12 protein-coding genes and 1 pseudogene are annotated in these 14,319 nt (G+C 45.1%); 5 read left to right on the top strand and 8 right to left on the bottom strand.

The annotated features are described in order from the left end of the window. Nucleotides 1–188 precede the first annotated feature (188 nt). From rsgA to grpE, 5 genes are all read right to left on the bottom strand, one after another. A complete protein-coding gene (rsgA, locus tag V7K30_RS26115; protein WP_335004281.1) occupies nucleotides 189–1,298 on the bottom strand; it encodes a small ribosomal subunit biogenesis GTPase RsgA in 1,110 nt (369 codons plus the stop codon). Beyond that, a complete protein-coding gene (locus V7K30_RS26120) occupies nucleotides 1,295–1,552 on the bottom strand; it encodes a sulfurtransferase TusA family protein (RefSeq protein ID WP_335004340.1) in 258 nt (85 codons plus the stop codon). The genes rsgA and V7K30_RS26120 overlap by 4 nt, the downstream gene beginning before the upstream one ends. Continuing rightward, nucleotides 1,552–2,682, bottom strand: coding sequence for a molecular chaperone DnaJ (gene dnaJ / locus V7K30_RS26125; RefSeq protein WP_335004283.1), 1,131 nt, complete (start codon nucleotides 2,680–2,682; stop codon nucleotides 1,552–1,554). Before dnaJ ends, V7K30_RS26120 begins: the two co-directional genes overlap by 1 nt. A 642-nt stretch (nucleotides 2,683–3,324) precedes the next feature. Continuing rightward, on the bottom strand, nucleotides 3,325–5,283 hold the full coding sequence (gene dnaK / locus V7K30_RS26130; RefSeq protein WP_335004285.1) for a molecular chaperone DnaK: 1,959 nt from the start codon (nucleotides 5,281–5,283) through the stop codon (nucleotides 3,325–3,327). A gap of 230 nt (nucleotides 5,284–5,513) precedes the next feature. Further along, on the bottom strand, nucleotides 5,514–6,263 hold the full coding sequence (gene grpE, locus V7K30_RS26135; protein WP_335004342.1) for a nucleotide exchange factor GrpE: 750 nt from the start codon (nucleotides 6,261–6,263) through the stop codon (nucleotides 5,514–5,516). A 464-nt stretch (nucleotides 6,264–6,727) separates the two neighbouring features. On the opposite strand from grpE, the gene V7K30_RS26140 reads away from it, so the two are divergent. The 4 genes and pseudogenes from V7K30_RS26140 (at nucleotide 6,728) to V7K30_RS26155 (ending at nucleotide 12,000) form a co-directional block, all read left to right on the top strand. After that, nucleotides 6,728–8,734 carry a GspE/PulE family protein gene (locus tag V7K30_RS26140; RefSeq protein WP_335004287.1) on the top strand — a complete coding sequence of 669 codons (2,007 nt, stop codon included), beginning with the start codon at nucleotides 6,728–6,730 and terminating at the stop codon, nucleotides 8,732–8,734. Between the two features lie 121 nt (nucleotides 8,735–8,855). Next, nucleotides 8,856–9,989 (top strand): annotated as a pseudogene (locus V7K30_RS26145) (type IV pilus twitching motility protein PilT); the annotation flags it as partial. A 97-nt stretch (nucleotides 9,990–10,086) separates the two neighbouring features. Continuing rightward, nucleotides 10,087–11,313, top strand: a complete 1,227-nt coding sequence (locus V7K30_RS26150; protein WP_335004291.1) for a type II secretion system F family protein — start codon at nucleotides 10,087–10,089, stop codon at nucleotides 11,311–11,313. Nucleotides 11,314–11,439: 126 nt separating this feature from the next. After that, complete coding sequence (locus tag V7K30_RS26155) at nucleotides 11,440–12,000, top strand: hypothetical protein (RefSeq protein WP_335004293.1); 561 nt, start codon at nucleotides 11,440–11,442, stop codon at nucleotides 11,998–12,000. Between the two features lie 304 nt (nucleotides 12,001–12,304). Here V7K30_RS26155 and bioU read toward each other — a convergent pair whose 3' ends face one another. Then, nucleotides 12,305–13,309 carry a (S)-8-amino-7-oxononanoate synthase BioU gene (bioU, locus tag V7K30_RS26160; protein ID WP_335004295.1) on the bottom strand — a complete coding sequence of 335 codons (1,005 nt, stop codon included), beginning with the start codon at nucleotides 13,307–13,309 and terminating at the stop codon, nucleotides 12,305–12,307. Between the two features lie 221 nt (nucleotides 13,310–13,530). On the opposite strand from bioU, the gene V7K30_RS26165 reads away from it, so the two are divergent. Beyond that, nucleotides 13,531–13,674, top strand: a complete 144-nt coding sequence (locus tag V7K30_RS26165) for a PIN domain-containing protein (protein ID WP_335004297.1) — start codon at nucleotides 13,531–13,533, stop codon at nucleotides 13,672–13,674. Nucleotides 13,675–13,743: 69 nt separating this feature from the next. Here V7K30_RS26165 and V7K30_RS26170 read toward each other — a convergent pair whose 3' ends face one another. Beyond that, entirely contained in the window at nucleotides 13,744–14,049 is a 306-nt protein-coding gene (locus V7K30_RS26170) for a hypothetical protein (RefSeq protein ID WP_335004299.1), read from the bottom strand. After that, a complete protein-coding gene (locus V7K30_RS26175; protein WP_335004301.1) occupies nucleotides 14,046–14,291 on the bottom strand; it encodes a UPF0175 family protein in 246 nt (81 codons plus the stop codon). Before V7K30_RS26175 ends, V7K30_RS26170 begins: the two co-directional genes overlap by 4 nt. Nucleotides 14,292–14,319: the final 28 nt, after the last annotated feature.

The raw sequence follows: 14,319 nt of genomic DNA on the forward strand, positions 1-14,319 counted from the left end.
AGATAGTTTTTCTGTTTGTATCTATGCTATCGTGACAAACTTTTATATAGCGGTTCTCATTTGAGTGAGGTCAAGAACCCCACCCCCAACCCCCTCCCCGCTTGCAGGGAGGGGGCTATGATGTACTAGGAAACGAAACGCTATAGAGAAGTGCGACACCGAACAGCCCGTCATAGACATCGCATTGCTTATTCCTCATCCCGATATAACTCTTGCAAGTCTTGTAACTGAGTCTTTCGGGAAATTCGGCGATATTTTTTACTTTCTAACTTGGGTTCGTATTGACTCTGCCCTTTGCCTTTGCTTTTGCTTTTTAACTTCAAGCTGGATTCTGGATCAGCTTGTTGATGCAGATGAGTTTCATGAGCGATCGCAGCATCCAAAAATTCTAAATAATGTTCATATCGTTCCCAGTCTCCGCGCACCACGCATTCAGGCTCGTCTCGATGCAGACAATCACTAAACCGACAGCTAGCAACTGCTAACCGCTTTCTTGCTTCTGGGAAATAATGGATTAATTCTTCTGGGATACAATCCATGTCCGGCTGATTAAAACCGGGAGTGTCTGCCAGTAAACCACCGCTAGGCAACTCAAATAATTCTATATGGCGAGTGGTATGACGACCACGAGCTAGTTTGCCAGAAACTTCTCCGACTCGCAGCTTGGCAGAGTCAATTAGCGTATTAATCAGGCTGGATTTGCCAACGCCGGAAGGGCCAGCAATTACAGTAATTTTATTGCTCAAATATCTGGCTGCTTGGTCTGTATTTATGCCATCTTTAACGCTGATAAATATCGGTTGATAGCCCCAACCGAGGAGGCGATCGCTAATTTGCTGCTGTTCTTGCGGTGAAATTAAATCACTTTTATTCAAGCATAAAAGCACATCCAAGTCAGTAGACTCAGCCTTAATTAGAAACCGACTCAGTTGATAAGGTTCCAAAGGTGGATCAGCGACGGCAAATACCAAGAGGATTTGGTTGACATTGGCGATCGCCGGACGATCTAATTCGCTTTGACGGGGGAAAACATCAGCGATCGCACCCCGTCCCCCAGCCCAATCTGGCTCTTCTACCACAACGCGATCGCCTACCATTACCTGTTGCCCGATTTTTTTCAGGCGTGTTCTCCGGGTACAAAGTAGGAGAGGGGGATAAGAAACATGAGGAGGATCTTGCTCCCCCATCTCCCTCATCTCCCCCTGTTCTTGATCCAGCTGTACTCGGTAAAAATTAGCCTGTACAGCCAGCACCGTACCCAATAACTGTCCAGTTGCGGCAAAATTTTCCCCTGTCATTGGCCAGCAAGTGGACGGCGCACTAACAGAGAAAAATAACTAGTACAGTCTGTAATTTGTTCTACCTGATAACCTGCCATTGTCAGACTATCGGGAACCTGCTCAATCGGCTCACCGGGGTCTAGCCAGACTTCTAGCAAACCTCCCAATGGCATTTTCTCCAGACGTAATTTTGTCCGCACAAAATTAATTGGGCAAGGGGTGCCGCGTAAATCAAGTTGAGCATCGGGGGTTAAAAGAGAAGAGGGCTTGATCACTTAAATAAATTTCCCAAGAATCCTTCTAGACCGCCTTTACCAGTGCGATCTCCCTTAATTTTAGCCAGCTTCTCCAACAGTTCCCTTTCCTCTGGGGTGACTTTGTTGGGAATATCAATTAATACGTTCAGCATGTGATCCCCTCGACTGACGGGATTACCCAAACGGGGTACGCCGCGATTTTCCAACTTCATCACCGTATTGGGCTGGGTTCCAGCTGGAATAATCAATTCCACCGGGCCATCTACCGTATCTACCTCTAACCGACAACCTAAAATCGCTTGCAGGTAGCTAACTTTGATTTCCGAGAGAATATTAATGCCATCCCGTTGAAATTCTTCGTCCTCATTTACGAACAAGTAAACGTATAAATCCCCAGGAGGACCACTACGTTGACCGGCATCTCCTTCACTAGAAATCCGCAAGCGTGTGCCATTATCCACCCCAGCCGGAATGGTAATTTTGAGTTTCTTTGTGATTTGATTTGCGCCCTTACCATCACACGCATCACACTTATCTTCAATTACCATCCCTGTGCCATTACAGGTGGGACAAGTCGAGACTTGGGTGAAACTGCCAAAGGGTGTTCTGGTGACACGGCGGACTTGACCCGATCCCGTACAAGTGGAACAAGTCCGAGGGCGGGTTCCAGGTTTAGCACCAGAACCGCTACAAACTTCACAATTTTCTAGATGCGAAATGCGAATTTCTTTTTCACCGCCAAATACCGCTTCCCGAAAGTCTAACTTCAGGTCTAGCCGCAGGTCATCACCCCTCGCTGGCCCACTGCGCCGTCTTTGTTGCGTGGGACTACCCATACCGCCGGCAAAGCCACTAAAAATGCTTTCAAAGATATCGGCAAAACCACCCATATCGCCGACATCTTGAAAGCCCGCGCCAGCTGCACCTGAGACACCCTCTGGACCAAAGCGATCGTAACGAGCGCGGGTTTCTGGTTCGGAAAGTACCTCATAAGCGCGGTTAATTTCTTTAAAGCGATCCTCCGCCCCCGGTTCTTTGTTCACATCTGGGTGATACTTCCGGGCTAAACGGCGATAGGCTTGTTTGATTTCTTCTTTGTCGGTGTCACGAGAGACACCCAGGATTTCATAATAGTCGCGGGCCATATAGCAAAGGTAAAAGTTAGAAGGAAGAAAGCAGAAGTCAGTAGAACGTCACTCACGGTCACTTGCTACTTTACGGGAAGGCGTTTTGCCTTACAGATATGCAAGAGCAACACAGTATCCTTTAAAGGGCGGCTTGCCGGAGGTCAGGCAGAAGATAAAATTAATTTTTGTTAATAACTGATTTTACCCTTTACCTTTTACAAAAATCACCGACAAATCTTGAGCAACAGGTGCTTTCCTCGTGGGAGACGACAAAAGCTATAGAAGTTAGGAACAGGGGAAGCTCTGCTCAGACTTCTCACTGCCGAGTCGGCTGTCTCTTTTACAATTGTGCTACGTAGCAGAGGAAAACCCCGCCCATCAACCAGAGGGGCTAGCCGCACCATTAGGTGTGGAAAACCACCCATCTGCTTTGGATTGCATTTGAACTGGCACACTGCCTAGCCCAAAGTAATTTGCTTCTACAATCTAGCAAACGGCTGGGGTCTTGTGAAACTTCACTAAATTTATAATCAATATATTTAGATATATTAAAGTGTATTAATAAAAATCTGCAACTTAGGGGAGTGGGAAAGAGGCAGAGAGGCAAAGGAGCAGGGGAAGAATAATAATGCCTAATCCCCAATCCCCAATCCCCAATCCCTAATCTATTGCCTCATAATCAGCTTGTGCGGTACTTTCTTCGTCAAAATCAAAGTTGAATTGTGGTATTAGTGTGCCATTCATTGGTGAGTCTACTTCTGGGGTAAAAAGACTATCTGAAGCCTCCTCAATCTCATCACTTTGGGTGTTAGCTCGATTGTAGACATCAGCACCAATTGCAAACAGGGTTTGTTGGAAGTCGTCTAAGCGCTGCTTAAATTCCACTGTGGAGATGCTGGAGTCAATCATTGCAGCTTGAAGTTGTGAAACTTTTTCACTGGCCAAGGTTTTCATCTGTTCGCCAATAAAGTTGCCATTATCCTTGATGGTGGATTCGTAACTGAATAACAGACTATCTGCTTGGTTTTTGAGTTCAACCAGTTCTTTACGTCTTCTATCTTCTTCAGAAAACAGTTCGGCTTCTTGGCGCATCCGTTCGACTTCATTGTTACTCAAGCCACCTGTGTTGGTAATTCGGATACTCTGTTCTCTACCTGTACCTTTGTCTTGGGCAGAAACCTTCAGGATGCCGTTGACATCGATTTCAAAGGATACTTCAATTTGCGGCACACCACGGGGCGATGGGGGAATTCCTGCTAGCAAAAACTTGCCGAGACTCTTGTTATCTCGTGACATTGCCCGTTCACCTTGAAGGATGTGAATTTCCACTGAGGTTTGCCCATCAACTGCTGTGGAAAAAACTTGTGACCTACTCGTAGGAATTGTGGTGTTGCGTTCAATAATTTTGGTGAACACTTCACCCAAGGTTTCTATTCCCAGAGACAGGGGGGTGACATCCAATAGTAAGAGATTATCGACTTCGCCACCCAACACCCCTGCTTGGATAGCTGCTCCCAATGCTACAGCTTCGTCGGGGTTGATAGAGCGATCGGGAGCTTTGCCATTGAAAAATTTAATTAGGGCGTTTTGGACTGCGGGAATACGGGTAGAACCACCTACTAAAATAATCCGATCTATGACATCTGGTTTGAGATCCGCATCTTTGAGCGCTTGGATCATTGGTTCGATAGTCGTTTCAATTAATTTTCCTGCGAGTTCCTCAAATTTAGAGCGGCTGAGTTCCATCTCCAGATGCTTTGGCCCGGTGTCATCAGCGGTGATAAACGGCAAGTTGATGGAGGTATTCACCATGCTGGAGAGTTCAATTTTTGCCTTTTCCGCTGCTTCCCGCAGGCGTTGCAGTGCCATCTTATCTTTGGAAAGGTCGATTTTCTCCTCTTGCTGGAAGTGTTCCATCATCCAAAGCACGATCGCATTATCAAAGTCGTCTCCACCTAAGTGGTTGTTACCACAAGTCGCCTTAACTTCAAAAACGCCATCCCCAAGTTGCAGGATCGATACGTCGAAGGTACCGCCTCCTAAGTCGAATACTAAAATTAGCTGCTCTTGGTCTTGCTTTTCCAATCCGAAAGCTAAAGCCGCAGCTGTTGGTTCATTGATGATTCGCAGGACTTCTAGTCCAGCAATCGTGCCAGCATCTTTAGTTGCTTGTCTTTGGGCATCTGTGAAGTATGCGGGTACCGTGATCACTGCCTGAGTCACCTCCTCACCCAAGAAGTTTTCCGCATCCTGCTTAAGCTTTTGCAGGATCATGGCAGACAGTTCTTGTGGCGTGTAATTTTTTGAGCGAATTTGGACATCAACAGTATCGTCTCGACCTTTGACACAGTTGTAGGGAACGCGATCGCGTTCTATTTCAGTGTCTTCCCAACGCCGCCCGATGAATCGTTTAATACTGTAAATTGTGTTTTCAGCATTGGTTACGGCTTGGCGCTTTGCCAATTGACCAACCAAGCGATCGCCACTCTTCCCAAATCCCACAATACTTGGAGTAGTTCGTCCACCTTCAGAATTGGAGATCACCAGTGGTTGACCGCCCTCCAAAACTGCGACGCAACTGTTAGTAGTGCCTAAGTCGATCCCAATAACTTTTCCCATACTTGCCAGTATTTTTACTGATTTTTTCGGCTGTAATCTGTCGCGGACTAACTTTTTTTCTTACGAACCAAGGCTAGCGGATAACGTCTGTGGAATCCCTGTTGCTGGTAGCAACACCAGAAGTTGAAACACAGAGAGTTATCCAAAGCCTTGTCCAAGTTTTAGGTACGCGATGCTCGTCCCTTGCTAGAACCCAGGCACTTTTGGTCAGCGAGGCGAGCGACTACAGCTTAACTGTTGGCTGGACTCGACTGATCTTCCTCCGTAGAAGGTGTATCTTCTTTTGGAGCAGCTACTTTGACCATTGCATGGCGCAGCACGCGATCGCCCAAGTAATATCCGCGCACTAACTCTTCTAACACTGTTCCTTCAGGATGTTCATCCGTAGGTTCCCGCATTACTGCTTCATGGAGGTTAGGATCGAATTCTTGACCTTCAGGACGCATTGGTGATACACCCAAGCGCTTCAGGCTATCTACTAACTGTTTGTAAACGCCTTGGTAACTTTTGTGCATGGTCATCTCGCCATCAGATTGAGGTTTGAGGTGCGATCGCGCCCGCTCAAAATTATCGACCACTGGCAGCAATTCCAAAATCGTGTTCCGCTTCATCTGCACCTCTAGCTCTTCTTTTTCTTTGCTAGTGCGTTTCCGGTAATTCTCAAAATCAGCGGCAATCCGCATATATTGAGTACTACGTTCTTCTAGTTGCGTTTTGAGAGACTCGATTTGTTGAGTCAGTTCTGCCAAAGCTGCCCTTTCCACTTCAGTTTTCTCGGTTGCAGCGACGCTATTTTCTGGATTGAGAGTAGCCGGATCTCCCGATACATTGGTTTGGGTTGCCACTTGCTCTGTAACCTCGCTACCAGATTCATTGAAATTAATTTGGGCTGGGGAGTCACTCTTCATTGCTTGCTTTACCTCTGTTGGTTCACCCAATTGCTGGCTTGTATTGTTTATCTGTTTATTTTCATCCATTATTGTCTACTCATTCCAGATACTATTTATGGCAGTGTATCTCCACAGCTTGCAACCGTCGTCATCCACGACTTGCCACTGGGGCTGATTTTGTTGCCGACAAGTTTCTGGAAGTGATGTAACCGTCCTCTTATTGTGACAAATGGTGAACACGTTAGCGTAGACGCCGCTAAGGCGGGAACCCGAACGAGTCGTGTACCTGTAGGAGTAAGTACTTTCCAAGAGTGGGGCCGAATGTGATTCGCCCCTCGTCTTATTCAAAAATGTCTTTAATTTTGAATGCGTGAATTCGGAGCGTTCGCCCTACAGCCCTTCTCCTAAAGGAGACGCTGTTCGCGTTCGGGCATCCTCCGACGGGCGTCTCGTAGAGAAGCGACGTGACTTAGGACTTTTTTGGTAAATGAGAATTCTGTCTCACAGTAGGGGAATACTTTAAGCAGAGGTTTCCCCAAATCAATTGCTCATTTATGACTTACTCGTCAGCACAACGGCGCAGTACCGCTCTAACTACCAGAACAGAGTTTTCGCCTTTCGGTAATAAGCTAGTGCAATCTGGGTATGTCAATACCGAACAGATGAGGCAGGCACTAATTGAAAGCCGCAAATCTGGCAGACCCTTAACGGAAGTACTAGAGTCAATCACTGGGCAACAACTATCGCCTGAGTTGCTCAGGCAGTATAAAAAACAGCAGCTATTTGAACTTAAAATACTATACGGTGTTGAATTCCTCGATCCGGAAGTCAACCAGCTTGGCAACACGATGATCGGGAACCTGATTGAAACCCTGATCCCAGTGGATATCTGTCGTCGCCATCGTCTAGTACCACTATCGAAACACGAAGACCAAACCCCGCCCTCAGTTTTAGTGGCGATGGTTGCTCCAGATAATCTAGAGGCTTCCGATGATCTGAACCGCATCTTGCGCCCCCAAGGTTTGGCATTGCAGCGCATGGTGATTACACAGGAAGACTACCAACAGCTAATCAACCAATACTTGGATGAAATGGCTGTTAAGCAAAAGCACCTGGAACAAGCAAAGTTTACAGATATTAATCAGGATTTAGAAAACCTCGGAAATCTCGATATTTCGGATGCTCCTGAAGAAATGGAGGCTGATTTAGGGGCGGCGATGAAGGGTGCTGAGGATGCCCCAGTCATCAACCTAGTCAACAGAATCCTGGCTAAAGCCTTGCATGAAGGCGTTTCTGACATTCATATCGAACCCCAAGAAGAAAACTTACGCATTCGCTTTCGGAAGGATGGCATACTGGTCGAAGCTTTCGATCCCCTACCGAAAAAAATTATTCCGGCGGTGACAGCCCGATTTAAAATCATCTCCAATCTAGACATTGCGGAACGGCGTATACCCCAAGATGGACGTATCCGGCGGCTGTTTGAGGGAAGGAAAGTAGATTTCCGGGTCAGCACCTTACCCAGTCGTTACGGGGAAAAGGTGGTGCTACGGATTTTGGATAACTCCTCTACCCAACTGGGATTGGATAAGTTAATTACCGATCCGGAGACTTTACAAATTGTCCAAGAGATGGTTAGCCGTCCCTTTGGTCTAATTTTGGTGACTGGGCCAACTGGTTCTGGGAAAACAACCTCGCTGTATTCTGCATTATCAGAAAAAAATGATCCCGGTATTAATATCAGTACTGTGGAAGATCCAATTGAGTACAGCCTTCCAGGGATTACTCAAGTACAGGTGATTCGAGAAAAAGGGCTGGATTTTGCTACCGCTCTCCGGGCTTTCTTGCGGCAAGATCCAGATGTGCTGCTGGTGGGTGAAACACGGGATAAAGAAACGGCAAAAACAGCAATTGAGGCTGCTTTGACTGGTCACTTGGTATTAACTACCTTACATACCAATGATGCCCCAGGTGCGATCGCTCGTTTGGGAGAAATGGGTATTGAGCCGTTCATGGTTTCTAGTTCCCTAATTGGCGTTTTAGCTCAACGTTTGGTGCGGCGTGTATGTCCTGAATGTCGGATTCCCTACACTCCTACCGTCCAGGAATTGGGTCGTTATGGTCTATCAGCTTCCTCAGATATCGAAGTTACCTTCTATAAGGCTAATACCTTGACATTAGATGCGATCGCCGAAGCCAAAACCAAAAATCAGCTTTGCCCAAAGTGTAATGGTGTCGGCTACAAAGGGCGTTGTGGAGTCTATGAAGTCATGCGAGTTACCGAAAACCTGCAAACTCTCATCAACGAAGATGCACCCACGGAACGGATCAAGGAAGTGGCAATAGAAGAGGGCATGAAAACCTTGCTGTCTTACAGTTTGGACTTAGTGCGCGAAGGTTCCACCACCCTAGAAGAAGTAGAACGAGTGACGTTTACTGATACTGGTTTGGAAGCCGAATTAAAAGCCAAGCGCAAGATTGGTCTTACCTGCCTGACTTGCGATGCCACATTGAAACCAGAATGGCTGGATTGTCCCTACTGTATGACATCTCGGTTTTAAGACTAATAGTCATTGGTCGATGGTTAGTAACTTTAAACAAATGACATAGACGCGCCAGTGGCTTACCGCAGGGGTAAAACAACTGACAAAGGACAAATAACAAACATTAAAAGGAAGCAGAACTATGGAAATGATGATTGAAGACCTGATGGAGCAGTTGATTGAAATGGGTGGCTCGGATTTGCATTTATCCGCAGGTTTGGCTCCCTACTTCCGCATCAGTGGCAAACTCACCCCCATAGGTGAGCATGTGTTGACAGCTGATCAATGTCAAAGGCTGATTTTTAGTATGCTCAATAACACCCAGCGTAAAACCTTAGAGCAGAACTGGGAGTTGGATTGTTCTTATGGTGTTAAGGGTTTAGCTCGCTTCCGGGTCAATGTTTATAAAGAACGTGGTTCTTATGCTGCTTGCTTACGGGCATTAAGTTCTAAGATTCCTAACTTTGAAAAATTAGGTTTGCCAGATATCGTGCGGGAAATGACAGATAAACCCAGAGGGCTAATTCTGGTGACAGGCCCTACAGGTTCCGGCAAGACAACTACCCTAGCGGCAATGATTGACTTGATTAACCGCACCAAGGCAGAGCATATTTTAACGGTGGAAGACCCAATTGAATTTGTCTACGAACCAATTAAAAGCTTGGTTCACCAACGGCAACTGGGTGAAGATACTAAAAGCTTTGCTAATGCTTTGAAAGCAGCTTTGCGGGAAGACCCAGATATTGTTCTGGTAGGGGAAATGCGCGATTTGGAAACGATTTCTTTGGCAATTTCTGCCGCAGAAACAGGACACTTGGTATTTGGTACGCTACACACCAGTTCTGCTGCACAGACAGTTGACCGGATTATTGACGTTTTCCCCCATGAAAGACAAACCCAAGTGCGGGTGCAGTTGTCTAACTCTTTAGTGGCAGTATTTAGCCAAACCCTGGTGTCCAAGAAAAACCCTAAACCCGGTGAATATGGTCGGGTAATGGCTCAAGAAATTCTGATTGTCACTCCCGCTATTTCCAACTTGATTCGAGAAGGCAAAACAGCTCAAATTTACTCAGCTATTCAAACTGGCGGCAAGTTGGGAATGCAAACTCTGGAGAAGGTTTTAGCCGATTTTTACAAAGCAGGAACGATCTCCTTTGAAGCCGCGATGTCTAAGACTTCTAAGCCAGATGAAATCCAACGTCTCATCGGTACTGCGGCACCGCCCCAGGCAGCAGGTGCAAAACCCGGTGCAGCAGCGGCCAAAGCCCATTAGAGGAACAGGGGAGAAATCAATTCAAAATTCAAAATTAAAGAACTTCTGCCTCCTACCTCGTGCCTCTTCTTTCCCAATGCCCATTTTGAATTAATTTATGCCAAACTACGTTGCCCGTGTGCGGGATTCTCAAGGAAAATCCCGAACAGAAAAAATTGTTGCCGAATCCTTGGTACAAGCTCGGACTAATCTTAGAGATCAAGGTTTTGTAATCCAAGAACTCAAGCAATCTCAAGGATTTCAGCCAGATGTTGCCTTTAAGAAATTCCAGAATTCCTTAGTTAAGGTTTCTGTGAAAGACAAAGCCGTTTTTTCGCGTCAATTTGCCGTTTTGATGAATGCGGGAGTTGCGATCGTTAGAAGTCTGGGGGTACTTTCAGAACAGTGTAGTAACCCTAAACTGAAACAAGCTCTTGTGGAGATTAGCATTGATGTTCAAAGTGGAATGAATCTTTCAGAGTCAATGCGGAAACATCCTGACTGCTTTGATGGATTATATGTGAGTATGATTCAAGCTGGCGAAGTTGGTGGTGTTCTAGACGAAGTATTGAATCGTTTAGCCAAGTTATTAGAAGATGTTGCTCGCTTACAAAACCAAATTAAATCAGCATTATCTTATCCAGTGGTCGTGGGTTTTATCGCAGTTGCGATCTTTCTCGGCATGACTATTTTTCTTATTCCCATTTTTGCCACAATTTTTGAACAAATTGGAATTACATTACCACCTCTAACGCAATTTTTGATGGATGCTAGTAAATTTTTGAGAAGTCCGAAGGCTGTCATCCTTCTCTTTATTATTGTCGGATTGAAAATTGCCTATGGACAATTCGGTAAAACTCCTGCTGGTCGCCTAACAATTGATCGTCTTTCCCTGAAGGTGCCGTTGTTTGGCGACTTAATTCAAAAATCTTCGGTCGCCCGCTTTAGCAGAACTTTTGGGTCTTTGACTCGTTCAGGTGTGCCAATTTTAACTTGCTTAGAAATTGTCCGAGATACATCAGGAAACCAAGTGATTGCCAATGCCATAGATGCAGCCCGCCTTGAGATTCAACAAGGAGGTATGATTAGCATTGCTTTACAACAAAGTGAAAGCGTTTTTCCGGCTATGGCAATTCAGATGATTAGTATCGGAGAAGAAACTGGAGAATTAGATGCAATGTTGATGAAAGTTGCCGATTTCTATGAAGATGAAGTTGAGCAGGCAGTAAAAGCAATGACCAGTATTTTGGAACCAGTGATGATTGTAGTTCTAGGGGGAATGGTTGGAACCATTTTGCTAGCGATGTATCTGCCTATGTTTAAAGTATTTGAAACGTTGGGATAGAGGATTAAGAGCAAAGCCGGAGATGCTCCGCCTCCGGTTAGAAGTTAGGAGTTAAAACTCTTTATTCCTTATTCTTAACTTCTAACTAATTAATTTTATTATTAACTCTTCACTATTTAATAAACTATGACTGTGCAAAAATCTCAGTACGAAGCGAGTTTGGCAGAGTACAGCAATCATCTAGCTGCGATCGCCTTACTAAAGCAATATCGGCCATACTTGGAGATGATTCCCAGTTTGCGCCGTCCAGATGAAAGTGTAATTACTATTCCCTTGCCAATTGTCCGTCTTCGCAACACTGCTACAACACCCCCACAAACGATTTGCTTACCCTGTGATGTGGCAATTTTGATGTGCGATCCTGAGTGGAAAATCAAAACTGGAGCCGAAATTTTAGTCTTTATTCATCGTGCTCATGAAGACTTTTCTGATTTGTTAGGACGTTGGCGACAAACCCAAGTTTGGCTAGACAATGATTATGAGTGGTTGATGCCTCTGTGTCACAGTCATATTTTGAGTGAGGGAGCTAATACTATATATCCTCTGTTTGTCGTTTTTAGTGATACTTTAGAACGCATCCAACGAGGTCTAGTGGGAGCCGAACTTCCATTTATTATACAAATGCCAGATTTGCTGCTTGAGGAGAATTTCACAGACATTTTCTCTCCAGAAATTCCACTAGCTTAAAAAAGTTAGGAGTTAATAGTGAGGAGTTAAGAGTTTCAAATTGCAAGCCAATTTGGAGTCTTTGAATATGCTCCAAATTGGCGATTTTATATTTTTAACTCCTATAGCGGTTCTCGGCCTTTGTGAGGTACAAGAACCCCACCCCCAACCCCCTCCCCGCTCTTCGAGAGGGGGCTATGATGTACTTCATGTGATTAGGAAACGCTATAATTCCTAACTCCTAACTCCTAACTTCTAACTCCTAACTCCTAACTCCCAACTCCCAACTCCTAACTCCTAACTCCTAACTCCTAACTCCTAACTATTACCTAACAAATTGCGGCATAATTTCAGCAGCAGTGAATATTCCATACATGCCGCGTTGGTGCAATTGTTTACCAGCTTTGAGATAGCCAAAAGCAGGGCCGCAGACATTGGCTGCCATACTAGTTTCATCTCCCAGAGTAAATGTATGGGTGGAAATCTTCCCTTCAAAGGTGCGTCCTGTTACCTTAACGTTAGTGCTGAGGGGCTTTTTGGAATTGCGGGTATCGACTACACCACCAACTGTAACGCGATCGCGATCGCAAATTCCCGCTACCTCTAGCATCACATCATCAGCGTGTTCCATATTCTTCAAGGTAAGCACGCCATTAGTTTTATCTAGTAGTGCTTCTACTTCTGCGTCAGTCATCGCCCTAGCAGTTTCCACTGTATAACCAGGCATGTGTCCAATGTCTTCTCTAACGGTGGCACGGTAAGCTTCCCAGTTAGCAATTCCCACCCCGAAGGTGATTTCGACTTGATGAATTTCGGCGTAGCTTTGGGCGGCTAATGCGGCGGCGGCTGTTAACAATCCCGGTGTAGCACCACAGCCCGTCATGTACGTAATCCCGGCTGCTTGCAGTTCTTCTTTCATCGCCAGTAGTTGTTCTACAGCAGTGGTGCGCTTAATTGCATCCACTAGCACCCCACGCCAACCAGATTTAATAAACTCTTTGGCTACAGAGGGGATAAAATCATTTGGCAAGTTGGGTAAAGCCAGAAAATACCCATCCACAGGTTGAGCTATTTCAATTACATCCTGAATACTTTGATTTGTTAAAGTACCAATTGGCTCTAAATAACCTATGGAACCTTGGGACTGGTAGATTGCAATGCATTCTTGAGTATTTAAACCTTCAGCAGCGTAAGCGTAACCTTTTTGATCTGCTGCTGCGACTAAAATCATTTCCTGTTTAGCAGCAAGTACCTTGGCGGCGGCTTGTCCGAGTCCGCCGAAACCTAGTACTCCTATGCGTATCGCTGGCGAAATATTTGCTGTACTCATAGTCAATTACTTAAAGTTGAATCACAAGCCTTCAAACTTTACCATCTCAGCTTGTGGCTGATGGCTGACAGCTTTTAGCTATAAAGGTTAATTATGCTTCATTATCCTGGTTTCTTCGTCAACCAAATCAGTTTTTTCACCAGAAATTCTTGCTGAGTGATTTAGGCTTGAGCAAATTTTCACGCGAAATAGCATCAAAAATTCAAATATACCTTAAAGCGATGCCTACGGCTGGCTATGTCTTAAATCAAGCGGTAATCCTGCGACAACAGAAACGAATGACTTTAGGTGATGCAATTATTGCCAGCACTGCTTTGGTGTATGGGCTAACTTTGATAACAAGAAATACAGATTATTTCCGTTGAATTACTCAAGTGAGATTGTGGAATCCGTTTGAGTCTGATAAACCCAGTTAAGACAAAAGTGCGATCGCTTCAGGATAGTGATGAAAGCGATACTTGATCTGGTTTCATTTCTAGTGCTAGAGCGATCGCTTCAGCTTCACCAATATCCAGTTCATTGCTGAGTGCTTCAACTAGTATACGATTTTGAACTGGACGAGTTTGAATCCAGATAAAAGTTTGGACTTCAATTGCACCTGCAACTGGAAAGTTGGGATCAGTGAGTTCTCGGTAGACAGCTTCAGGAATTAGGACTGTTCCATAAAGCTGTTGTAGTAAATGAAGATGGTTAATGGCGGCGAGGTTATTAATGGGTGAAGTATCACTGACAATGATCACAGTCTACCCATCGCCCGCAAGTTTTCTATATCTTGGTCAAAATCCTCGACCCCATAATGCACTGAAATTTGACGACTTGCGAGTAGATGCTGAAATGCTATACGGTTTATCCCTGCAAATCGGCTGGCTTGGGCAAGGGTTAACTTTTCTTTTTGAAAGAGCATGACTGCAATTTCCTGCTTCATTTCGGCTTCAGTCATCCGAGTTGCGGTTAATATTTCATTAGGAATGACGACGCTCATAATTACAATCCTCTCTATCACTACTATT

Origin of the sequence: Nostoc sp., assembly GCF_036917655.1 — a bacterium.
Taxonomy (GTDB): Bacteria; Cyanobacteriota; Cyanobacteriia; order Cyanobacteriales; family Nostocaceae; genus Nostoc.

Excerpts from the sequence above, each read along its gene's own strand:
- rsgA (WP_335004281.1), bottom strand. The coding sequence starts at position 1,298 with ATGACAGGGGAAAATTTTGCCGCAACTGGACAGTTATTGGGTACGGTG.
- dnaJ (WP_335004283.1), bottom strand. The coding sequence starts at position 2,682 with ATGGCCCGCGACTATTATGAAATCCTGGGTGTCTCTCGTGACACCGAC.
- dnaK (WP_335004285.1), bottom strand. The coding sequence starts at position 5,283 with ATGGGAAAAGTTATTGGGATCGACTTAGGCACTACTAACAGTTGCGTC.
- V7K30_RS26140 (WP_335004287.1), top strand. The coding sequence starts at position 6,728 with ATGACTTACTCGTCAGCACAACGGCGCAGTACCGCTCTAACTACCAGA.
- V7K30_RS26150 (WP_335004291.1), top strand. The coding sequence starts at position 10,087 with ATGCCAAACTACGTTGCCCGTGTGCGGGATTCTCAAGGAAAATCCCGA.
- V7K30_RS26155 (WP_335004293.1), top strand. The coding sequence starts at position 11,440 with ATGACTGTGCAAAAATCTCAGTACGAAGCGAGTTTGGCAGAGTACAGC.
- bioU (WP_335004295.1), bottom strand. The coding sequence starts at position 13,309 with ATGAGTACAGCAAATATTTCGCCAGCGATACGCATAGGAGTACTAGGT.
- V7K30_RS26165 (WP_335004297.1), top strand. The coding sequence starts at position 13,531 with ATGCCTACGGCTGGCTATGTCTTAAATCAAGCGGTAATCCTGCGACAA.
- V7K30_RS26175 (WP_335004301.1), bottom strand. The coding sequence starts at position 14,291 with ATGAGCGTCGTCATTCCTAATGAAATATTAACCGCAACTCGGATGACT.